24 protein-coding genes are annotated in these 18,485 nt (G+C 62.1%); 11 read left to right on the top strand and 13 right to left on the bottom strand.

Features of this window, described 5'->3' with window-relative positions:
* Window positions 1–93: 93 nt before the first annotated feature.
* The gene (locus CHB90_RS11465; protein WP_170941047.1) at window positions 94–1,140 is read left to right on the top strand and encodes a DUF2254 domain-containing protein; all 1,047 of its coding nucleotides are present in this window, start codon (window positions 94–96) and stop codon (window positions 1,138–1,140) included.
* A 43-nt stretch (window positions 1,141–1,183) separates the two neighbouring features.
* On the opposite strand, the gene CHB90_RS11460 is transcribed toward CHB90_RS11465, so the two are convergent.
* The 6 genes from CHB90_RS11460 to CHB90_RS11435 all read right to left on the bottom strand — a co-directional run bounded on the left by CHB90_RS11460 (window position 1,184) and on the right by CHB90_RS11435 (window position 3,984).
* The gene (locus tag CHB90_RS11460) at window positions 1,184–2,206 is read right to left on the bottom strand and encodes an AI-2E family transporter (RefSeq protein WP_089278008.1); all 1,023 of its coding nucleotides are present in this window, start codon (window positions 2,204–2,206) and stop codon (window positions 1,184–1,186) included.
* Between the two features lie 16 nt (window positions 2,207–2,222).
* On the bottom strand, window positions 2,223–2,588 hold the full coding sequence (locus CHB90_RS11455; RefSeq protein WP_089278007.1) for a hypothetical protein: 366 nt from the start codon (window positions 2,586–2,588) through the stop codon (window positions 2,223–2,225).
* Window positions 2,581–2,976: a phage holin family protein gene (locus tag CHB90_RS11450; RefSeq protein ID WP_089278006.1), complete on the bottom strand. Its 396-nt coding sequence runs from the start codon at window positions 2,974–2,976 to the stop codon at window positions 2,581–2,583. The genes CHB90_RS11455 and CHB90_RS11450 overlap by 8 nt, the downstream gene beginning before the upstream one ends.
* Window positions 2,963–3,247 carry a hypothetical protein gene (locus CHB90_RS11445; protein WP_089278005.1) on the bottom strand — a complete coding sequence of 95 codons (285 nt, stop codon included), beginning with the start codon at window positions 3,245–3,247 and terminating at the stop codon, window positions 2,963–2,965. The genes CHB90_RS11450 and CHB90_RS11445 overlap by 14 nt, the downstream gene beginning before the upstream one ends.
* Window positions 3,248–3,400: 153 nt before the next feature.
* Window positions 3,401–3,673 (bottom strand): DUF883 family protein, encoded by a 273-nt coding sequence (locus CHB90_RS11440; RefSeq protein WP_089278004.1) that lies wholly within the window; start codon window positions 3,671–3,673, stop codon window positions 3,401–3,403.
* A 149-nt stretch (window positions 3,674–3,822) separates the two neighbouring features.
* Window positions 3,823–3,984 carry a DUF1328 domain-containing protein gene (locus CHB90_RS11435; protein WP_089278003.1) on the bottom strand — a complete coding sequence of 54 codons (162 nt, stop codon included), beginning with the start codon at window positions 3,982–3,984 and terminating at the stop codon, window positions 3,823–3,825.
* A gap of 215 nt (window positions 3,985–4,199) precedes the next feature.
* Here CHB90_RS11435 and CHB90_RS11430 point away from each other — a divergent pair, with 215 nt between their 5' ends.
* The 6 genes from CHB90_RS11430 to CHB90_RS11405 all read left to right on the top strand — a co-directional run bounded on the left by CHB90_RS11430 (window position 4,200) and on the right by CHB90_RS11405 (window position 9,842).
* Window positions 4,200–5,354 carry a GAF domain-containing protein gene (locus CHB90_RS11430; protein ID WP_089278002.1) on the top strand — a complete coding sequence of 385 codons (1,155 nt, stop codon included), beginning with the start codon at window positions 4,200–4,202 and terminating at the stop codon, window positions 5,352–5,354.
* A 299-nt stretch (window positions 5,355–5,653) separates the two neighbouring features.
* A complete protein-coding gene (locus CHB90_RS11425) occupies window positions 5,654–7,300 on the top strand; it encodes a sensor histidine kinase (protein WP_212591591.1) in 1,647 nt (548 codons plus the stop codon).
* 13 nt (window positions 7,301–7,313) lie between these two features.
* Window positions 7,314–8,789, top strand: coding sequence for a phospholipase D family protein (locus CHB90_RS11420; protein WP_089278000.1), 1,476 nt, complete (start codon window positions 7,314–7,316; stop codon window positions 8,787–8,789).
* Between the two features lie 93 nt (window positions 8,790–8,882).
* Window positions 8,883–9,095, top strand: a complete 213-nt coding sequence (locus CHB90_RS11415) for a hypothetical protein (RefSeq protein WP_089277999.1) — start codon at window positions 8,883–8,885, stop codon at window positions 9,093–9,095.
* The gene (locus tag CHB90_RS11410; protein ID WP_089277998.1) at window positions 9,082–9,549 is read left to right on the top strand and encodes a baeRF12 domain-containing protein; all 468 of its coding nucleotides are present in this window, start codon (window positions 9,082–9,084) and stop codon (window positions 9,547–9,549) included. The genes CHB90_RS11415 and CHB90_RS11410 overlap by 14 nt, the downstream gene beginning before the upstream one ends.
* Before the next feature lie 95 nt (window positions 9,550–9,644).
* A complete protein-coding gene (locus CHB90_RS11405) occupies window positions 9,645–9,842 on the top strand; it encodes a CsbD family protein (protein ID WP_089277997.1) in 198 nt (65 codons plus the stop codon).
* 68 nt (window positions 9,843–9,910) lie between these two features.
* Here the strand turns inward: CHB90_RS11405 and CHB90_RS11400 are convergent, their stop codons facing one another.
* Together CHB90_RS11400 and CHB90_RS11395 are read right to left on the bottom strand one after the other, a co-directional pair.
* On the bottom strand, window positions 9,911–10,612 hold the full coding sequence (locus CHB90_RS11400) for a gamma-glutamyl-gamma-aminobutyrate hydrolase family protein (RefSeq protein WP_089277996.1): 702 nt from the start codon (window positions 10,610–10,612) through the stop codon (window positions 9,911–9,913).
* Complete coding sequence (locus CHB90_RS11395) at window positions 10,609–11,571, bottom strand: amidoligase family protein (protein ID WP_089277995.1); 963 nt, start codon at window positions 11,569–11,571, stop codon at window positions 10,609–10,611. Before CHB90_RS11395 ends, CHB90_RS11400 begins: the two co-directional genes overlap by 4 nt.
* A gap of 270 nt (window positions 11,572–11,841) precedes the next feature.
* Here CHB90_RS11395 and CHB90_RS11390 point away from each other — a divergent pair, with 270 nt between their 5' ends.
* Together CHB90_RS11390 and CHB90_RS11385 are read left to right on the top strand one after the other, a co-directional pair.
* Window positions 11,842–12,030: a PLDc N-terminal domain-containing protein gene (locus CHB90_RS11390; RefSeq protein ID WP_089278014.1), complete on the top strand. Its 189-nt coding sequence runs from the start codon at window positions 11,842–11,844 to the stop codon at window positions 12,028–12,030.
* Between the two features lie 164 nt (window positions 12,031–12,194).
* Window positions 12,195–12,692: a Dps family protein gene (locus CHB90_RS11385; RefSeq protein WP_089277994.1), complete on the top strand. Its 498-nt coding sequence runs from the start codon at window positions 12,195–12,197 to the stop codon at window positions 12,690–12,692.
* 72 nt (window positions 12,693–12,764) lie between these two features.
* Here the strand turns inward: CHB90_RS11385 and CHB90_RS11380 are convergent, their stop codons facing one another.
* Window positions 12,765–13,577, bottom strand: coding sequence for a response regulator (locus CHB90_RS11380; RefSeq protein WP_089277993.1), 813 nt, complete (start codon window positions 13,575–13,577; stop codon window positions 12,765–12,767).
* On the opposite strand from CHB90_RS11380, the gene CHB90_RS26975 reads away from it, so the two are divergent.
* Both CHB90_RS26975 and CHB90_RS11375 read left to right on the top strand, forming a co-directional pair.
* A complete protein-coding gene (locus tag CHB90_RS26975) occupies window positions 13,576–13,848 on the top strand; it encodes a NepR family anti-sigma factor (RefSeq protein WP_141135857.1) in 273 nt (90 codons plus the stop codon). The genes CHB90_RS11380 and CHB90_RS26975 overlap by 2 nt on opposite strands.
* The gene (locus CHB90_RS11375; RefSeq protein WP_089277992.1) at window positions 13,841–14,386 is read left to right on the top strand and encodes an RNA polymerase sigma factor; all 546 of its coding nucleotides are present in this window, start codon (window positions 13,841–13,843) and stop codon (window positions 14,384–14,386) included. Before CHB90_RS26975 ends, CHB90_RS11375 begins: the two co-directional genes overlap by 8 nt.
* 118 nt (window positions 14,387–14,504) lie before the next feature.
* Here CHB90_RS11375 and CHB90_RS11370 read toward each other — a convergent pair whose 3' ends face one another.
* Genes CHB90_RS11370 through CHB90_RS11355 form a run of 4 tightly spaced genes read right to left on the bottom strand, consistent with a single transcriptional unit; the run spans window position 14,505 to window position 18,416 of the window.
* Window positions 14,505–15,431 carry a metal ABC transporter permease gene (locus CHB90_RS11370; protein ID WP_089277991.1) on the bottom strand — a complete coding sequence of 309 codons (927 nt, stop codon included), beginning with the start codon at window positions 15,429–15,431 and terminating at the stop codon, window positions 14,505–14,507.
* Window positions 15,431–16,648 carry a metal ABC transporter permease gene (locus CHB90_RS11365; protein ID WP_089277990.1) on the bottom strand — a complete coding sequence of 406 codons (1,218 nt, stop codon included), beginning with the start codon at window positions 16,646–16,648 and terminating at the stop codon, window positions 15,431–15,433. The genes CHB90_RS11370 and CHB90_RS11365 overlap by 1 nt, the downstream gene beginning before the upstream one ends.
* Entirely contained in the window at window positions 16,645–17,463 is an 819-nt protein-coding gene (locus CHB90_RS11360) for a metal ABC transporter ATP-binding protein (RefSeq protein WP_089277989.1), read from the bottom strand. Before CHB90_RS11360 ends, CHB90_RS11365 begins: the two co-directional genes overlap by 4 nt.
* Window positions 17,460–18,416 (bottom strand): metal ABC transporter solute-binding protein, Zn/Mn family, encoded by a 957-nt coding sequence (locus tag CHB90_RS11355; RefSeq protein ID WP_089277988.1) that lies wholly within the window; start codon window positions 18,414–18,416, stop codon window positions 17,460–17,462. Before CHB90_RS11355 ends, CHB90_RS11360 begins: the two co-directional genes overlap by 4 nt.
* Between the last annotated feature and the right edge of the window lie 69 nt (window positions 18,417–18,485).

Genomic DNA, 18,485 nt, shown 5'->3' with positions numbered 1-18,485 from the left:
ATGGCTACACCGCATCGGGCCAGCTACCCCTGCGCAAAATAAGGGGGTCATTTTTGGGCGCCGATAGGGGGTCAGGATTGCGTGCCGATTGACATGTTGGCAGTAGCGACCTTTTCGCTGGGCATCATGGTGTCGACCCACCGCACCCTGGCACAGCAATCGACGCCACGCATCCACCGGCTACTGATGGAGGACACCTCGACCCAGACCATGCTGGCGACCTTTATCGGCGCCTTCGTCTTTGCGCTGTCCTCGATCATCCTTTACCGGGCTGGGTACTATAGCGAGAGCGCCTCGGTGATTGTCTTTGCCGCAACCGTCCTGGTGGTCGCTGCCATCGTTGTGTCGCTGGTGCGCTGGATCGGGCAGTTGTCAAAGATCGGCAGCGTGGAATACGCGCTGTTGCGGGCCGAACAGACCGCAAGCGAGATCCTGCGCCAGCAACGGCATCTGCCACGTCTGGGAGGCCGCCCGCTGGATCAGGTCGAACCGGGACAGGCGACCAAGATCATCGCCCCCAGCTCTGGCTTTTTGCGACGCATCGACATGGATGAACTGCAAAGCTGCGCCGTTGCGTGTGACGCGGCCGTTTGCCTGGAGGTGCTGCCCGGCGCGATCGTGTTGCGCGAACAGGTTTTGGGAACGCTGCGGGGCAGCGCTGAAACCGAAGGGTTTGCCGACTGCTTCCTGATCGATCCCGAGCGGACCTATGAACAGGATCCGGGCTATGCGCTTCAGGCGCTGCGCGAGTCGGCCTCCAAGGCACTGTCGCCCGGCATCAACGACCCCAAGACCGCCATCGACGTGATTGCCCGGCTGGAGCGGTTGCTATGGGATTGGGCACTGGCCGATACAGAACCGGCGGACCCCGAGTATGATCGGGTCTTTCTGCGTGAGGTCGGGGCCGATGCCCTTGTCGAGGCCGCGTTCCGCGACCTGTCTCGCGATGCGGCGGGGTTTGGCGACGTGCTGGACGCGGTGGCCACGGCGTTGTCACATCTGCGCAGACGAATGCCGACCTCCGGCGTCGCCGTGATCGATGATCTGGCCGCCGACCTGCGCGCCCACGGCGACGCCGGGCTGATGACCGACCGCGAACGCGCGCGCCTGACAGACAAACTGGACGCGCTGGGGTTGTGACGCTTTTGTGACGCAGGGTGACGGACCTAATGTGGCGCGGGGATCAGCTTTCGGCCGGATGCAGCCTAGATGCGGATTTTGCCTCGTTCAGCATGTCGGGACGCATCAACACTTCGAACCACAACATGACCGGCAAGGCGACAATGGCCCCGACCGGCCCCCACAGCCAAAGCCCAAAGACAATCGCCACAAAGATCCCCAGCGGGTTCATGGCCAGTCGTTGGCCCACCACCCACGGCGTGACAAAGTTCGCCTCCGAGAAATTGAGTATCAGATAGGCGGCGGCCGGCAGCAAAGAGAAGGCGCCAGCGAACTGCAAAAGTCCGGAAATGATCAGCCCGCAGATGATCATGAACGGCCCAAGGTACAGCATGTAGTTCAGCACCGCCGCTGCAAGCCCCCAGAGCATCGCGTATTCCACGCCGATGGTCAGCATCACCAAGGCGGTAATCACCCCCAGACAGGCATTGACCAGCGTCACAGCGGCGAAATAGCGGGCCACGGCACGATCTGCCCTGCGCAGTTTCGGTTCCAGATGGCCGACAATGGCGTAAATCTCGTTCCGGGTGAGGACGAAGAAAAACAGCGTCCCGATAAAAATGAAGAACTGCGCGCCAAAGTTGGGGGCAAGCCACAGCGCATCGCGCACCGACGGCAGCGCACTTTTGGTGTCGCTTTCACCGCCCCCGTTGGCTGCCTCGATTTCCTTGCTGATGGTTTCAATGCCACGCAGAACCCCGGACAGGGTGTCGATCCAGCGCGCCGCCGCTGCCTTGAGGCGCGGCAATTGCTCGATCAGCATGTTCAGCAGCGGCTCAACCATCAGGACCAACAACCCGATCAGGCTGGTGGTGACCAGCAGCAGCAGAATGGCGATGCCGACGCGCGGAACGCCGATCGTGGCCAGCCGCTCTGCCAGCGGCGAGACCACTATCCCGACGACAAGCGCGAACACGATTGGCGCAATCACCGGCTTGCCCAGATACAGGCCGATGGGCACGGCGATCATGGTCAGAATAAGAAGCATGACCCGCTGCGCGCGGTCGCTGAGGAAGGTGGTCAACATGTCGAGACCTTTTCGATCACTTGGACGGTTTATCCCGGCGGGTCGCCGGATAGAGCGCGGCGGCCAGTGCGCCGATCCCAAGAGCAAGCGCTCCGACAGGAAAACCGGAACTGGAGCTGGCGGCCTGTCCATCGTCCTTGCCTCTCCCCGACCCGGTCGCAAACAACGCGACACCGATCCCGATCAGGGCGGCAGCCCCGGGATTGCGCCGCGCCGCGCCAAGTGCGCCGCGCGTGATCCTGCCTGCCTGATGTTGCGCCACACCCGCCAAGGGGCCGGTCACGGCACTGCCCCGGGTGCTGCCGCCCAGCGCCTCCAGCGCGATTTTCAGTCGGGCGCGATCCTCGGCGGCGCGCATCTCCAGCTCTTCTATCTCAGCCACGGCGCATCTCCTGCAAGGTTTCAAGGTCGCGTTTCACGTTGTTCAGGCTGCGTTTTGGCGTCAGCTTTTTCGCATTGATCCGTCGACGGCCCGCCCAAGCCAGAACACCGGCGACAACAAGCAGCGCACCGCCCGTCGCCCCCGCCGCCTGAACTGCCGTCAGCCCCTGCACGGCCAGCCAGGCGACAACGCCGGAAGCAAGCACGTTCAGCGCGACAATCGCCAGCACCAGCGCCGCGACGTAGAACGCGATGCCGGTCCGGGCCTGCGACAGGCTTTGAGTCATTTCCGCCTTTGCAAGGCGGAATTCGCTCTGCGCCAGAGATGTCACGCGCTGCGCGACTTCGGACAACAGGCGCGGCGCGTCGCGCAGGTCAGGACCGGGCATCGCCGTGTCCCTTGTTCAGATCTGCCATGACGGAGGTCTCCGCCGCCTCAGCCCGCGTCGTGTCTGGATTTCGGCGCAGTGCCGCGTACCCTGCAAACGCCGCAGCCCCCAGCGTCAGCACAGGGTTCCGACCGGCAAAACACAGGCCTCGAAACACCAGCCCGACCTGGGCGGCAATGCCGAACCGTGACACAACCAAGTGGGATGCGACCAGAAACCCGGCTCTGGCAAGGGCCGGATTCGCACTGCTGGTGTCTGCCTTGTGGGTCATTGCGGCGCTCCTTCTGAGTCTGCGGGTCCCTTCAGGAACATCTGACGCGGAGAAAGGTTCCCCTCACATGCAGCCCGTTTCAACCAAACTATTGATATAAAAAATAAAGGGCGCCGCATCTGCGACGCCCTTCGACCTGGTGAATGGCCCGGATCACCTGTTGCTGCGCAAGGCAAGCCCAACCAACACCCCGACACCAACCGCGCCGGCAATCGCCAGCAGCGGGTTGTCACGCACCACTTGGCCCGATCGTGCTGCTGCGCGCTCGAACTCGTGGCGTCCCTCGGCAAATGCCCGGTCGATGTGTTCCTGCGCCTCTTCCAGCCGCTCGCTGGCGGCTTCTCGGGCTGCGCGAGCATAGTTTGCGCCGGCTTCGGCGGCGTCGGCGGCACCATTGGCGACGCGATCCTTGCTGTTGTCGGTCATGTCAGAACTCCATTGCTTGCGCGCGTTGCGTCTGCTTGCGCGCGGCGAGTCGCGACGCCCACATGGACGTCAGGGGCGTGGCGGCCCGATCCCCACGCACTGGCGATCGGGCCGCTTGTCAGGTCTGACCAGGCCATCGGCCCGGTCTGTCATCCTCGGACAGCGCGTGCCACCAGCGACAGCACAAACAGCGCGAGGAAAACGAAGAAGAGGATCTGCGCGATCCCGGCGGACGCACCGGCAATACCACCAAATCCAAGCGCCGCCGCAATCAGAGCGACAATGAGAAAAGTCAGGGCCCAACCAAGCATGGGAAGTCTCCTTGATGTTGTTCCGAACGATTTTTGAACGCGCCGTCTGAGGCGCTGTGCAAAGGAAACGTGCGCCACGGACAAAGGTTCCCGCCTATCCTTGCAAACTCTGCCCATGCAGCGCGCAAAACGGCACAAACACGCCGCTTGTCCAATTGCCTTTCTCATGCGCAACATACTTACCTTAAGTGAACTATTGCCGTGTGAGTTGACCCATGAAAGATAGTCCCACGATTGGTCTCAAGGGAGACGCCCGCATGGACGACGGACGACTTGGGGATGCAGAGCGATTGAAGGCCCTGGCACGGACGGGACTTATGGATGGGCCTGGACCGGGGGCGCATCAGCGCGCGGCCCGTATCGCGGCGCGCCTGCTGGATGTTCCGGTCAGTCTTGTGTCCTTTGTCGATGACACCCGGCAGTATTTCTCGGCTCATGTCGGCCTTGAAGGTGACGTGGCGCGCGAAAGCGGCTCTGGTCTCAGCCACTCGCTATGCCAATATGTGGTGAAATCCCAAGAACCGCTGATTGTCACCGATGCCCGTCACGACCCGAGGGTTTGCGAAAACGGCGCGGTGCGCGATCTGGGCGTGGTGGCCTACCTGGGCGTGCCGATCCGGTCGCCGGACGGCCATGTGCTGGGTTCTTTCTGCGTGATCGACCGCAAGCCGCGAAATTGGAGCGAGGACGATGTCGAACATATGCTCGACATGGCCGCAATGATCGAATCCGACATCCGGCTGCGCGAAACGCTCGAAGAGCGCGACATCATTCTTCAGGAAATGAGTCACCGGGTAAGAAACCTCTTCACCATCATCAACAGCATGTTGCGGATGGAACGCAGGACGCATGACACCGCGGATGAGCTGGCCGAAAGCATGGGCGCGCGTCTGAAGGCGCTGAGTGACGCGCATGAGATGATCGTGCCTGTTGTCAACGCCCGCCGCACCACAGGCGCAACGACCACGCTGGACGCCCTGACCCGCAAGCTGCTGGCCCCCCACGGGGCCGAGAGCGAGACGCGCATATCGATCAGCGGAGAACATGTGCCAATCGGGGCAAAGGCGGCCGTTTACCTGACGCTGGCCCTGCATGAACTGGCGACCAATGCCGCGAAGTACGGCGGTCTTTCAGCCGATGGCGGACGGCTGGCGATCACTTGGCGCCAGACCGACGATGACATGGTCGAGATCAACTGGGAAGAAACCGGAATCGATTGGAAAGCCAACGCCGAGCCACGGACCGGCTTTGGCGCACGGTTGTTGTCCATCGCGGTCGAGGGCCAGCTTGCAGGTGAGATCAAGACGCAGATCGACTCCGGGCGTTTCCAGCGCAAACTGCACATTCCGTTGCAACGCCTTCAGACCTGACCGAAAATAGCACCTCCCCGACAGGGAACCATATCCCGGCTGATGTGTTCACGAGGTGGAGGAGGGCGTCTCGGACGAGGAAAAGGCATGAAGCTGGTGCTTTGCGGCCAGTCGGTTCTGCGTATTTTCAGGAATGGCGTTGCTGTTCGTGAGCGGTGTGTCGAACCTCAGGCTCTGTATTTCTGTATCCCGACGTTTTCCCAAGTACCACGTTCGAGGATCGACCACTTTTCATGAAAACGCGCCTGAAAAACCTGTCCCGCGCATCTCGCAGTCTTTCAGCGCGGATTGCAGTCCTGATGACCATTGCCATGCTGCCGGTGGGCCTGATCGCCGTTTACCAGACGCAGGCCGTGATCGACAGCGCCCGCCTGCAAAGCCGCAACTCGTTGATGTCACAGATCCGGTCCGAAGCCGCTGCAGAGCGTGAGTTGATCGAAAATGCTGTTGCCGCGTCAAACGGGCTTTCCGTGCTTATTGCCAAACTGGGAGAGGACAACTGTGAGGACATTCTGCGCGGTTTTGTCGAGGGCAATGAAAACTACATCTTTGCCGGCTTTGTGCGCTCTTCCGGCTGGCTGGCCTGCAGTTCTTCCGGGGACACCATGGACTTGTCCGGGCGGGACACCGTTCGCAGGGCAATAGACCGGGGCGGTGCCAGTGTGCAAGTGGTGCAGAGTGGGGCCATCACGGGGCGCAGTATCGTGATTGTCACGCAGCCCGTGCGCAATGACGATGAGATCATCGGCTTTGTATCGCTGTCGATCCCGCATGCCACCGTACTGCGCAAGCTGGAAGATCCGGAGACGGAAAGTGGCCTGCGTATCGCTGCAATCGACATCGAGGGAGACCTGATCGCCGCCTCTCTGGGACTGGAAGCGGCTGAGGATTTCTTGCCGCGCGATGTCGCCCTCTCCGATCTTGTTCAGAGCCGGAACAAGACCTTTCGCGGCCCAAGCGGCACGGGAGAGGACCGCTATTACGCGGTCACGCCGATGATCGAGGGCAAGGTCATGCTGGTGGGCAGTTGGCCGCTCTCGTCCGTGCCCGGCACCGACACCCGGTTGCAAACCTGGATTGCCATTGCCCTGCCCGTCCTCATGTGGGTTGCCGGCGTCGGCGTCGCGCTGTTCGGCATTCAACAACTGGTGATCCGTCACGTCGCCAAGCTGCGCTCAGCCATGCGGCGCTTTGCCTTGGGCGAGCGCGCGGAAACTTCGCTGGAACTGACCGATCCGCCAGCGGAACTGGAAGAGGCGCAGCGCGCCTTCAACCGCATGGCGCTGTTGGTCACCGACGGCGAGTTGCGCCGCGAACAGGATCTCAAGGACAAGGAAGTCCTGCTGCGCGAGGTCCACCACCGGGTCAAGAACAACCTGCAACTGATCGCCTCGATCATGAACATGCAGGCGCGTGAGCTGGAAACCGATGAGGCAAAACACGTCGTCTCCGAACTGCAACGACGGGTGCGGGGCATGGCTGTGCTGCATCGCACCTTGTACAACACCCCGACCAGCACAACCGTGGACGCCGCCGCGCTGGTGCGCGCCGTAGTCCGCGATGTGCAGGACCTTGTTGGGGTCAAACTGGCGCCCAAGATCGATACAGATCTGGAAGAGATCGCCCTCTACCCCGATCAGGCAATCCCGCTGTCGCTGTTTGTCGCCGAGACGCTGTACAATACGATCACTCAGGCCTGCGCCGACACCCCTTGCGACTGGATCAGCGTCCAGTTGTTCTCTGAATCAGACGAAGACGTCTGCCTGAACATCGACAGCCCCCCGGTGGACGACGTCCGCAACATTCCCGCCGAATGTCTTGATGGCATGGGCCGCAAGATGATCTCTGCTTTCTTGCTGCAATTGGGGGGAAGGATGGAAACCTCGACCGAGGATGGGCGTTACACCACAACGGTAAGGTTTCCGCGCGCCACTTATGGCGCCTGACAGGGGGTGCAGAATGGCGGGCGAGTTCGAGGTGATGGTCACGGCCGACGAAGCGTGGCCCGTCTTTGAACGCGCCGTACTGCGGGCGCAGAATCGCATCACTGCCGGTTTCCGGATCTTTGACATGTCGACGCGGTTGCGCAGCGCTGAGGCCCGGGCAGTGGGGGATGACTGGTTTGACCTGTTGGCCGATGCCCTGCGCCGGGGCGTCCACGTTGACCTGACGGTCAGCGATTTTGATCCCGTCATGCGGACGGGACTGCACGCACTGTGCTGGCGCACCGTGCGTCAGGGCATTGCCCTGTCCGAGGTCACCGGCGCAGGCCCGGACCGCTTGCAAGTCCGCGCCCACCTGCATCCCGCGCAGGCCGGGATGGTGCCCTGGATCGCGTTTCTGCCCGCCGTCCTGCGCAAACGGTGGGATGGCCTGCGCCAGACTACGTCCGTACAACGCCGGTTTCAGGCTGTGGGTCTGAACCGAAACACGCTGCCACGGCTGAACACGGTGTCGCATCACCAGAAGATTGCCGTGATTGACGACGACTGGCTGTACATCGGCGGTCTGGACATGAACGAGCGCCGGTACGACACGCCCGCCCACGCCCGCCCTGCCAGTCAGACATGGTCCGATGTGCAGGTCATGGTGCGCGGGCCAGAGGCGCGCGCCGCGCGGCGGCATCTGGAAACGATGCGGGATGTCACCTCGGGCCGCATGAAGCCACCCGATTGCCCCGGCCTGAAACGCACCCTGTCCGCTCCGCGACGGGTGCAATTGCCCTATCTGTCGCCCCGCACATTGGTGTCCGAGATCGAGGACGCCCATTTGAAGGCCTTCCGACAGGCGCGCCACCTGATCCACATCGAAACCCAGTTCCTCCGCTCCAGCCGGATTGCCGAAGGACTGGCCAAGGCGGCGCAACACAACCGCGACCTGACGGCCGTGCTGATCCTGCCCGCCCTGCCCGAGGACGTGGCCTTTGATTCGTCCGACAGCATTGATGTGCGTTTTGGCCTTGGCTTGCGCCGAAGGGCGGTCAGTGCGCTACGGGACGGTTTTGGTCGGCGCCTGACCATCGCAACGCCCGTCCGTCCCGTTCTGGCCGCAAGAGAGATCCCGGAGACGCTGGCGGGCTCGCCCTTGATCCATGTCCACAACAAGGTGCTGATCCGTGACGATGCCTACGCCCTGATCGGGTCTGCCAATCTCAACGGGCGTTCGATGCATTGGGATACGGAACTGGCACTGGACGTGACTGATCCTGCCCGTGTGGCAATAGCCCGTGGTCGGCTGCTGTCGCATTGGTGGCACGCGCCCCTGCCTCCAGTGGCCATGGCCCCCGAAACGCTACAGCCTTGGTGGGATGCGGAAATTCGCCGAAACGGCGTTGTTCTGCCAGAGAACCGCAAGGGCTTTCTCGTGCCGTTCGACCCGGACCAGGGGGCCGATCTGGCCCAGACTCTGCCCGGCGTCACCGAAGACATCGTCTGAGCCTTTCCCGGAACGCCTGCCCAGCATCCCGCGTTATCCCTTCAGGTGGCGCGGGCATTGCCTGCCCCCGCCCGAACGGAAAGGAGGCGCATCATGGCGCAACGACACCGATCCAAAGACGGACACCGTGAAACAGAGGACATTCTTGGCGCAGAGGGCACGATCCCGCATGGCGGGCGCGAAGGCGGTCGTCTGGCCCGTCGTGTCGGCAGCAAAGATGAGCTGAAACGGGCCTATGAGCGGCCCGCAGGGGCCACCCGCGTGACCAAATCCATCGAAGAGGAGACCGGCGATGATGAAAGCTAAGGGCGTGCCGCATGGCACATGGGTGCTGATCGCCGATGGCGAAAAGGCGTTGTATCTGGTCAACAAGGGCGATGAGGTGCATTTGAACCTGCAGGTCCGCGACCGCGCCGAACAGGACAATCCCAAAGCGCAGGACTGGGCCGAAAACCGGCCCGGTCGCCAGAGCGACGGACCCGGCCCGCAACGATCGGCTCTCGACGATACCGACTGGCATCAGCTGGAAAAGACCCGGTTTGCCAAGAGCATCGCGGAAGACCTCTACAAATCCGCGCACAAGGGCAAGTTCAACACCCTGGTGATCGCCGCAAGCCGCCCGGTGCTGAGCGCACTGCGCGACGAGATGCACGATGAGGTTATGTCAAAACTTGTGCTCGACCTGCCCAAGGTGCTGACAAACCACCCGCTGGATGAGATCGAGAGCGCAGTCAAACGTGCGCTGGAAGAGGTCGATTGAGCCGTCCAGCGCGGAACGATTTCACGGCCACGGCGTTTGTTTGACAGAGGCCAGCGGGAGGACCGCAGGCCAAACAGAGAACCGGGAGAAGACCGATGGATAACGACAGCATCGAAGGTAAATGGACCGAAATCAAAGGCCGTCTGCGCGAAGCATATGGTGCGCTCACCGATGATGAGCTGGAAGAGGCGCGCGGCAACCGCGAGCAACTGGAAGGCAAGTTGCAACAACGTCTTGGCAAGTCCAAGGACGAGGCCCGCGAGGCGCTGGACAACATCCTTGCCAAGGTGTGACGCGTGACAAGACGCCCAATCAAAGACCCGCCTTTTCAGGCGGGTCTTTTTTTGTCGGTGCCTTCCGATCAAACGGGCGCAAAGACCTGACGGCGTCCTTGTGCATAGGCTTGCGACGCCTCGGCGAGGGCGCGAAAAATCGCGCGCTGGCGGCGGGCATAAAACAGGTGTTCGGGGTGCCACTGGACCCCCAACGCAAAGGGATCGCGGCACCGTTCGATGGCCTGCACCATGCCGTTGGTGTCCCGCGCCGCCACGCGAAAATTCTGTCCCAGTACATTCACCGCCTGCGTATGCAGCGCGTTCACCTTCATCGGTTTGGTCCCCAGCCGCGCCGCCAGCAGCGACCCTTGCTCAACACAGACTTCACGCTTGGGCAGGATCGTCTTGATAGGCTGCGCATCCGGGTAGAGGGACCAGGCATCCTGATGCAGTGTCCCGCCGGCGGCGATGTTCAGCATCTGCGCGCCACGGCAGATGCCCAGCACCGGGATACCCTCTGCCAGCGCCTGCACCGCGATGTCGTGTTCCATCCTGTCCCGATCCGGGTCCAGACGCGCGGTCAACTCCAATGCACCGCCATACAGTTCGGGCGAGATGTCGTCACCGCCGCCGATGATCACGCCATCGACCCGGTCCAGATCAACATCGGACCGCGCGGTCCATCGCACGGCGCGCGCTCCGGCAAGCCAGAGATTGAACCGCACAAGCGGAAAGATCCGCCACCCCGACCGGGTCGAGGTGGTAACGCCAATCAAGGGTCTACTCATTTGAACAGTCCCTCTCCGTTCTGGCCGATGTGCTGCGACACAACACGGGTCCAGCCCGCTCCGTGACCCGCGCCGTTGCGCCAGGCCGCGCAGAGCGCGTCGAACCGCACCTCATCCGCCGCCAGTGCCTCGACCAGCCACCAACGGTCCCATTCGTCGGCAATACTCCACGCCGGTTCATCCAGGCGGCAATCCGGCAATCGCACATGAAAGGCCGGCCGGGCGCCGCTGGCCTCGGCGCCAAACATTACGTCAAAACCTTTGGGATCGTGGGCATGCAGGATCGGCAGCAGGTCCAGCCCATAGTTGCGCCCGCTGAGATGGCTGTGGACCAGTCCCGCCATCTTTGTCAGATCAAGTTCCGGTGCCAGCAAAAGCGCGTCAATGAAATGCGCGGGCCACGGATCGACAAAGGGCAGAATCCGGCGAGAGACGTTCAACGGACGCCATTCACGCAACCAGCCTTCGAGCAGGCCATAGGCGATGATTGTGCGGATCAGGAAAGGATCGTCAAAGCCGGTGATCTCAGGGTTGAAATGAATACCGAACCCGGCGAAGAGGCTGTCCGACGTGCCCTTGGCCCCGGCGTCGCGCAGCGCCGTGGTCAGGTCGATCACGCGGTCCCATTGCTCGGGTGGCAATGGCGCGGTGATGATCTCGACCGGGACAATGACCCGCGCTGCGTCCAGAACGCTTTCTGGCACTAACTGGTGACCGGGCTTGGCGTAACGTGTGTCCAACTCGACACCGATCGCCCCGATGTCCGTGTCCTCCACAGTATGAAGATGCGGACCCTTTTGCGAAACACGGCCCCCCAATGTGCGGGCAGTGATCTGCGCCGCAGACTCCTCATCCATGCCGGAAAACTCTATTTCGATACCGCAGCGCCGAGGCTGGCCAGCGCAGGTTTCAGGGCGGGGCAAATCGCGGAAACCGCGCTCGTCATTCAAATGATTCATGCGTGTGAAACGCGATGACCCCTGTCCCGGTTCCCATGGAAATTCGCGCCCCGAACCAGGGCCGCCATGGAACCCATTGCAGACTTACTGCGTTCACTTCCCAGATCACACGCACCGGAAAGGAGATGGACACTGTCCGACTGCCACAGCCGCGCAACCGCAGAACCGGCCCCCGCCAAACAACCGACCGGGGCCGAATGACCGCTGCGCCTGGCAGGCACCCTTTCCGATCCAGACCACCACCTTTCAAGAGGAGACATCACAATGGGAATTGAATTTGCAGGCATCGGCGGACTGATCCTTCTTGGTCTCGCCATTTGGGCCATCGTCAACATCGTCAACTCGAACGCCAGCACCGGCGGCAAGGTGATCTGGACACTGTTTGTGTTGCTGTTGCCCCTGCTGGGCTTCATCGTCTGGCTGATCGCCGGTCCGCGCTCTGGCCGCCGTCTGGCCTGACCAACCCGCGAATGACACCACCTAAGGAAACGCCCGCGCACCATTGCGCGGGCGTTTCCACATCTGCCCCGAGGCAAACGCAATGTGCCTATTCGTGACGTTTCACAGGAACGATTTGTCCGCCCCCCCGTTGACTATGTGAACAAGCAATCAGGAGGTTTTCCATGACCGACTCGCTCAAAGTCGTCCCAAGCACAGATTCAGTATCGACCGGAGTACGCGACATCGGACCGCTGGCCAGCGGCCTGTCGGACGTGCTGGCAGACACCTATCGCCTGCTTTTCAAGACCCACGCCATTCACTGGAATGTTGAAGGTCCGCTGTTCTTTTCGGTGCATAATCTGACCGAAGAACAGTATCAGGATCTGTTCACCGCCGCCGATGATCTGGCAGAGCGCATCCGCGCGTTGGGCCATCTTGCGCCGTCCCGCCTGGATGACATCACCAAACGGTCGCGCGTCGAAGACGTGACAGACGGCCTGAGCACCGCAGGCATGATCGAACAACTGGCCGCCGACCACGAAAAGCTGGCACATCGCCTGCATGCCCTGATCGAGATGGCCGGCAGCCGCAAGGATCCGGTGACTGAAGACCTGGCAACCGCCCGCAGCGCCTTTCATGAAAAGGCCGCGTGGATGTTGCGGGCACTGTCCAAAGGCTAAACCCACACATCCAGTCGATACAAAAAAGGCCCGCCAATCCGGCGGGCCTTTTCGTGGTCGGTGTGATGGGTCTCAGCGGATCAGCGTCTCGGTCGAGGCAAAGAACAGCGCCTGACTGACAGCGGAACGTACCTGGTTTTCGGAATACGGCTTGGAGATCAGGAAGGCCGGCTCTGGCCCCTCGCCGGTCAGCAACCGCTCGGGGAAGGCGGTAATAAAAATCACCGGGAGATCGCCATCACGTTCGATGATCCGGTTGACCGCGTCGATACCACTGGAATCGTCGGCCAGCTGGATGTCCGACAGGATCAGGTCCGGCCGTTCCTTGGTGACCAGATCAAGAGCATCTCCCTCGGTGCGGGCCACACCGGTCACCCGGTGACCCATGTCCATCACGATGCCTTCGAGATCCATGGCGATCACTGCCTCGTCCTCGATGATCATGATCTTGCCGGAAATCGCATCGCGCATTTCAAGGAAAGCGGTTTCAACGTATTGGCCGGCTTCGTCGCTGTCGACCTGCATGATCGTCGCCACCTCGTCGATGGAAAACTCTTCGATCGTGTGCAGCAGCAGCGCCTCACGCGTATTTTCTGTCAAGCGCGACAGATGCTGTTGCGCGCGCGCTGCCAGACCCACCTCACCGCCGTCCGCGACCGGCATGCCGGACGAACTCCAGATCGCGTGGAACACGCGGAACAGGGCCACCTTGTCGGACAAACTGGCATCATAGAGCTCTGGATCGTTCAGAATAGCCTCCAGCGCGGCCGCCGCATAGCGGTCCCCGCTGTCCTGCTGCCCGGTCAGGGCCCGCGCGTAGCGGCGCAGGTACGGAAGGTTGCCACCGATTGCGGATGTCATATCCGGGGAAGACGGGCCAGTCATGCTTGTCGCTCCAATTATTGACGTTAGTATGGAACCTAACGCAGGTTGCAGCGTTTTGGTTCCGTACCAAGGCGCTGCGAGGCAAAAGATGACAGAACAGATGACGCGGAAAAAGATCAATTCAAGGATTGCCGAGGAAATCGACCGCAACCTGCGGCAGGCTTTTGATGATATGGCAGAACAACCTGTCCCTGACCGCTTCACCGACCTTCTTGCCCAACTCAAAGCCGCCGAGTCTACGCGCAAGGGCGGGGGCGAAAAGGATGCCTGATCCCAGAGAGGAACTGACCGAGCATATCGGGTCGTTGCGCGCCTTTGCCCTCAGCCTGACCCGAAACTCGGCCACCGCCGATGACTTGGTGCAAGAGACACTGGTCAAGGCGTGGACCAACATCGAAAAGTTCGAGTCCGGCACCAACATGCGTGCATGGCTGTTCACCATCCTGCGCAACACCTTTTATTCCCTGCGCCGCAAGCGCAAGCGCGAGGTCGAGGATGCGGACGGCACGATGGGCGAAAGCCTTGCCACCAAGCCGGACCATGATGGCCGTCTGAACCTGCGCGACTTCAAGGTGGCCTTTGACCAATTGCCCGACACCCAACGCGAGGCGCTGGTTCTGGTCGGTGCGCAGGGTCTGGCCTATGACGAGGCGGCAGAGGTCTGCGGCGTGGCCGTCGGCACCATCAAGAGCCGCGTTGGACGCGCCCGTGCTCGGCTGGCCGAACTGATGCATCTGTCCGAGAACGAAACACTGGAGATTACCGATGCGGTGACTGTCGGTGTGGTCGGTGCCCGCCCGGCAGCCTGAACTGGCAACCTGAACCGGCGATCCTGCTACGACGCGGATCACTCTGTAAGTATCACACAGCGCCGTATCGCCTTTGCGATACGGCGCTGTCTTTTGATAGGATGAAATCAGGCTGCCGTCACGCCTCGGCTTGGGCGCCCACACGCGACCGATGTGGACCAAACAGACACGCCAATGCAAGAATCGCGCCCGATACAGTGGCAATCATGCCTGCCGCGCTGACCGCATCCTCTGCACCAAGCCACAGCGGTCCATACCCCGCCAGCACATACCCCGCCACAGCCGATACGACGGCAAACAGCACCGACCACAAGACCTGTCGTTCCAGCCCGTTGGTCATCAGCCGCGCTGCGGCAGGCGGGCAAATGAACATGGCAATCACGATGATAGAGCCAACCGCGTCAAAAGCCGCAACCGCCGCAACCGCCGCCGTGATCACCAGCCCCATGCCGATCATCCCCACCGGCAAGCCCAGGGCCTGCGCAAATCCCTCATCAAAGGTCGAAATCTTCAGCCAGCGCCAGAACACCAGCGTCAGCAGGATCACCGCGAAACAGACCACCGCGATGCGCGGCAGTTCCTCAGGCAAACCGGCCAGCGCCCATGGGTCCATCAACGATGACCAATCCGTCGCCCGCAACCAGACCAGTGACTCCAGGTTGCCCATCAATGCGTGTTCCACGTCCAGATGCACGCTGGAGGTGTCGCTTTGCTCCAACAGCAGCACGCCACCGGCAAAAAGCGTGGTAAAGGTCACGCCCATGGCGGCGCCCGGCTCTATCCGGCCCAAACGTTTGATCGCCTCGATCAGGATCACCGCCAGAACCGCCGCGCCCGCCGCGCCCAGCAGCATCGGCAGGGCCGCGACCACTCCGGTCAAAAGGAACGCGACGACAATCCCCGGCAGCACAACATGGCTGATGGCATCGCCGATCAGCGCCTGCCGCCGCAAAATCAGGAAATTGCCCGGCAAGGCGCAGGCAACAGAGGCAAATACCCCGATCAGCATCGGCGTCAGCGAAAACATCACAAATTCACTGCCCATTACACGCCCCCAGCCACGGCCCGGGGCCCGCCGATCCGCCGATCAAATTCAGCGATTTCATCCGGGGCAAAGACCTGCTCGATCGGCGTCAGACCGTCGTAGCGCCCGGTCAGCCCGGTATCCTGATGGATCTCCCGCGCGACGTCCCAGCGCCGCTCATCGCGGGCGATCTTGGCCGCTTGCGCGCGTCCCGTTTCGGTGGCCACGCCGTCGGCACGGATCAACGCCTCAGCCCGCAGAACGCGCAGGGTCAATTCGTCGTGGATCGGCTCGGACCGGGACAATGCCAACAACCCTTGCCGCCGATGCACACGACGTTGAAACCTGCGATGCCGCAGGACCGCAGCCGCCAGTCCCCGCACGGGGGCAAACAACAGCGACACCAGAAACAGCGTCGCAGAGACCAGCACGATGATCGGCCCGGTCGGCAGATCGGGGGCAGAGGCAGACAGTGCTGCGCCCAGATACCCCGACAGACCGCCCAGCGCGCCCGCGTACCAGATCACGGCATTGCTGCGTTCGGTCCAAAAGCGCGCGGTCACCGGCGGGATGATCAGCAGGGCAACAATCAGGATCAGCCCCACGATTTTCAGTCCGATCACTGTCACCGCCATGACAAGACCCATCATCAACCGGTCCACCGCGGGCACGTTGACCCCGTTGGCTGCCGCGTATTCGGCGTCAAAGGCCACCAGCGTCATCGGCCGGCGCATGATCCATGTCGCCAGCACGGCCAGCGATCCGCCCACCGCAATCACCACAGCGTCCTGAAACAGCATTCCAGCCGTCGATCCCAGCAAAAACGATTCAAGCCCCGCCTGACGCCCTGACCCCATGGTCTGGATCACCGTCAGGATCACGATGCCAAAGCCAAAGAACACCGACAGCACTGCGCCGATGGCCGCGTCCTCAGCCAGCCGCGTCCGCCGCGCCATCCACTCGACCGCAAGCAGCCCGATACCGGCGGTCACCGCAGACCCCAGCAGCAGACCCAGCAGGTTTCGGCCATCGCCTCCAAACGACACCATGATAATAAAGGCCAACCCGACACCGGGCAGGGTGGCATGGGCCACCGCGTCCGAGACCAGCGCGCGTTTGCGTAAAAACAGGAACGTCCCCGCCGCACCTGCGGCAAAGCCCAGCAGGGTGGCCCCCACGGCGACCAGCGCCGCGTTGTAGCCTGCCTGCAACAGCAGCGCCTCGATCAAGGGGGTCACGCGCCTTCTGCCAGCCGCAACTGGTCAATGTGCGTCGCGGCCAGCCGCCCGCCGTAGGTGGCGTTCAACGCCTCGGAGGTGAATGTGGTATCGACCGGGCCTTCGGCGATCTTGCGGACATTGATCATGAAGACGTGGTCAAAATAGTCGCGCACGGTGGCAAGATCGTGGTGCACGCAGACCACGGCCTTGCCCTCGGCCTTCAACGATTTAAGAACTTCGATGATGGCCCGCTCTGTCGCGGCATCCACACCGGCAAAGGGTTCATCCAACAAATACAGGTCCGCATCCTGCGCCAGCGCGCGGGCAAGGAACACCCTTTGTTGCTGACCGCCGGACAGTTGCCCGATCTGGCGATCCGCAAACCCGCCCATTCCGACGCGGTCCAGACAGGCCAGTGCACGGGATTTCAGACGCCCGGTGAAGCGACCCAGCAGACCCACCTGACGGTAAAGACCCATCATTACCACATCGATCACTGTGGTCGGGAAATCCCAATCTACGCTGGCCCGCTGCGGCACATACGCAATGCGGGCACGCGCGGTGTCGATCGGTTCGCCAAAGCTGGTCACCTCACCCGACAGGCGCGGGATCACGCCCAGCGCCGCCTTGAGCAAAGTCGACTTGCCCGCCCCGTTCGGCCCGATGATCGCCGTCATCTGCGCCGCCGGAAAGGTGGCATCGACAGAAAATATCGCAGGTTTCTCACCATAGGACACGGTCAGGCCACGCAGCGCCAAAGGTGCATCGGATTTCTGCGGCAGGCGCGCTGCCCGGCCGTCCGTGGCGGCAAGTGTCACTGGCGTGTCCGTCATCCGTTCAACAATCCTTTCATGCCCGCCTTTGGGGTGTCCCCCCCCAGCGCGCGCGCAATCACAGTCGCGTTGTGATCGATCATACCAATATAAGTGCCGACATAGCTGCCGGGTTCCCCCATGGCGTCCGAGAACAGCTCTCCGCCAATCTGCACCTTGTGGCCGCGCGCTGCGGCACCTTCGATCAAGGCGCGGATGTTGCGATCAGAAACCGAGCTTTCGACAAAAACTGCTGCGATGTCTCGGTCCACCAACACGTCCACCAGATCGGCGATGCGCCGCAAACCGGCCTCGGATTCGGTCGAGATGCCCTGAATGCCCATGACGTCAAACCCATAAGCTTCGCCGAAATAATTGAACGCGTCGTGGGCCGTGATCAGCACACGGCGCTCTGCCGGTACGGTGGCCATGATTTTTGCGGCGTAGGCTGCCAAATCCTTTAACGCATTCAGATGCGTGGCGGCATTGGCGGAGAATGCGTCTGCCTGTTGGGGCTGTGCTGCCGCCAGTGCCGCGCGCACATTTTCCACGACATGTACCCAGAGATCCGGCACCATCCAGACGTGCGGATCAAACTTGTCGGCATAGTCCTCATGCGCCAACAGCAATGCGCGCGGCAGGCTTTCGGCCACGGCGGTGACTGTGCCCCGCTCACTCAGCTCATGCAAAAAGTCCTGCATTTGCGCCTCAAGGTACAACCCGTGCCACAGAACCACGTCGGCGCGGGCCATGGCCACGATGTCACTGCGGGTCTGACGATAGCTGTGCGGGTCAACCCCCGGTCCCATCAACGCCTTGACCTCGACCAGATCGCCACCCACCTGCCGTGCCGCATCCGCAATCATGCCTGTGGTGGCCACTACGGACAATTTGCCCTGCGCCACAATGGGCGTGCTTGCCAGTGCAAGCGGCGTGGCGGCAAAGCCGGTCAGAAAGGATCTTTTGGTCAGCATCACGCCTTTGGCTCCTGAATGGCGCACATCGGGCATCGTTAGAAGACACCCGGAGAGCCTGTTTCATCC

The sequence above is a fragment of the Antarctobacter heliothermus genome, from assembly GCF_900188425.1.
Taxonomy (GTDB): Bacteria; Pseudomonadota; Alphaproteobacteria; order Rhodobacterales; family Rhodobacteraceae; genus Antarctobacter; species Antarctobacter heliothermus.
Note: the sequence above shows the minus strand (reverse complement) of the source record. Positions and strands in the feature narration are given on the sequence as shown.

Coding starts and splice junctions, on each gene's coding strand:
- CHB90_RS11435 (WP_089278003.1), bottom strand. CDS start 3,984: ATGCTTGGTTGGGCCCTGACTTTTCTCATTGTCGCTCTGATTGCGGCG.
- CHB90_RS11445 (WP_089278005.1), bottom strand. CDS start 3,247: ATGACCCACAAGGCAGACACCAGCAGTGCGAATCCGGCCCTTGCCAGA.
- CHB90_RS11360 (WP_089277989.1), bottom strand. CDS start 17,463: ATGACGGACACGCCAGTGACACTTGCCGCCACGGACGGCCGGGCAGCG.
- CHB90_RS11440 (WP_089278004.1), bottom strand. CDS start 3,673: ATGACCGACAACAGCAAGGATCGCGTCGCCAATGGTGCCGCCGACGCC.
- CHB90_RS11410 (WP_089277998.1), top strand. CDS start 9,082: ATGATGAAAGCTAAGGGCGTGCCGCATGGCACATGGGTGCTGATCGCC.
- CHB90_RS11430 (WP_089278002.1), top strand. CDS start 4,200: ATGAAAGATAGTCCCACGATTGGTCTCAAGGGAGACGCCCGCATGGAC.
- CHB90_RS11405 (WP_089277997.1), top strand. CDS start 9,645: ATGGATAACGACAGCATCGAAGGTAAATGGACCGAAATCAAAGGCCGT.
- CHB90_RS11450 (WP_089278006.1), bottom strand. CDS start 2,976: ATGCCCGGTCCTGACCTGCGCGACGCGCCGCGCCTGTTGTCCGAAGTC.
- CHB90_RS11375 (WP_089277992.1), top strand. CDS start 13,841: ATGCCTGATCCCAGAGAGGAACTGACCGAGCATATCGGGTCGTTGCGC.
- CHB90_RS11370 (WP_089277991.1), bottom strand. CDS start 15,431: ATGGGCAGTGAATTTGTGATGTTTTCGCTGACGCCGATGCTGATCGGG.
- CHB90_RS26975 (WP_141135857.1), top strand. CDS start 13,576: ATGCTTGTCGCTCCAATTATTGACGTTAGTATGGAACCTAACGCAGGT.
- CHB90_RS11425 (WP_212591591.1), top strand. CDS start 5,654: ATGACCATTGCCATGCTGCCGGTGGGCCTGATCGCCGTTTACCAGACG.
- CHB90_RS11385 (WP_089277994.1), top strand. CDS start 12,195: ATGACCGACTCGCTCAAAGTCGTCCCAAGCACAGATTCAGTATCGACC.
- CHB90_RS11415 (WP_089277999.1), top strand. CDS start 8,883: ATGGCGCAACGACACCGATCCAAAGACGGACACCGTGAAACAGAGGAC.
- CHB90_RS11380 (WP_089277993.1), bottom strand. CDS start 13,577: ATGACTGGCCCGTCTTCCCCGGATATGACATCCGCAATCGGTGGCAAC.
- CHB90_RS11355 (WP_089277988.1), bottom strand. CDS start 18,416: ATGCTGACCAAAAGATCCTTTCTGACCGGCTTTGCCGCCACGCCGCTT.
- CHB90_RS11395 (WP_089277995.1), bottom strand. CDS start 11,571: ATGAATCATTTGAATGACGAGCGCGGTTTCCGCGATTTGCCCCGCCCT.
- CHB90_RS11420 (WP_089278000.1), top strand. CDS start 7,314: ATGGCGGGCGAGTTCGAGGTGATGGTCACGGCCGACGAAGCGTGGCCC.
- CHB90_RS11465 (WP_170941047.1), top strand. CDS start 94: ATGTTGGCAGTAGCGACCTTTTCGCTGGGCATCATGGTGTCGACCCAC.
- CHB90_RS11460 (WP_089278008.1), bottom strand. CDS start 2,206: ATGTTGACCACCTTCCTCAGCGACCGCGCGCAGCGGGTCATGCTTCTT.
- CHB90_RS11400 (WP_089277996.1), bottom strand. CDS start 10,612: ATGAGTAGACCCTTGATTGGCGTTACCACCTCGACCCGGTCGGGGTGG.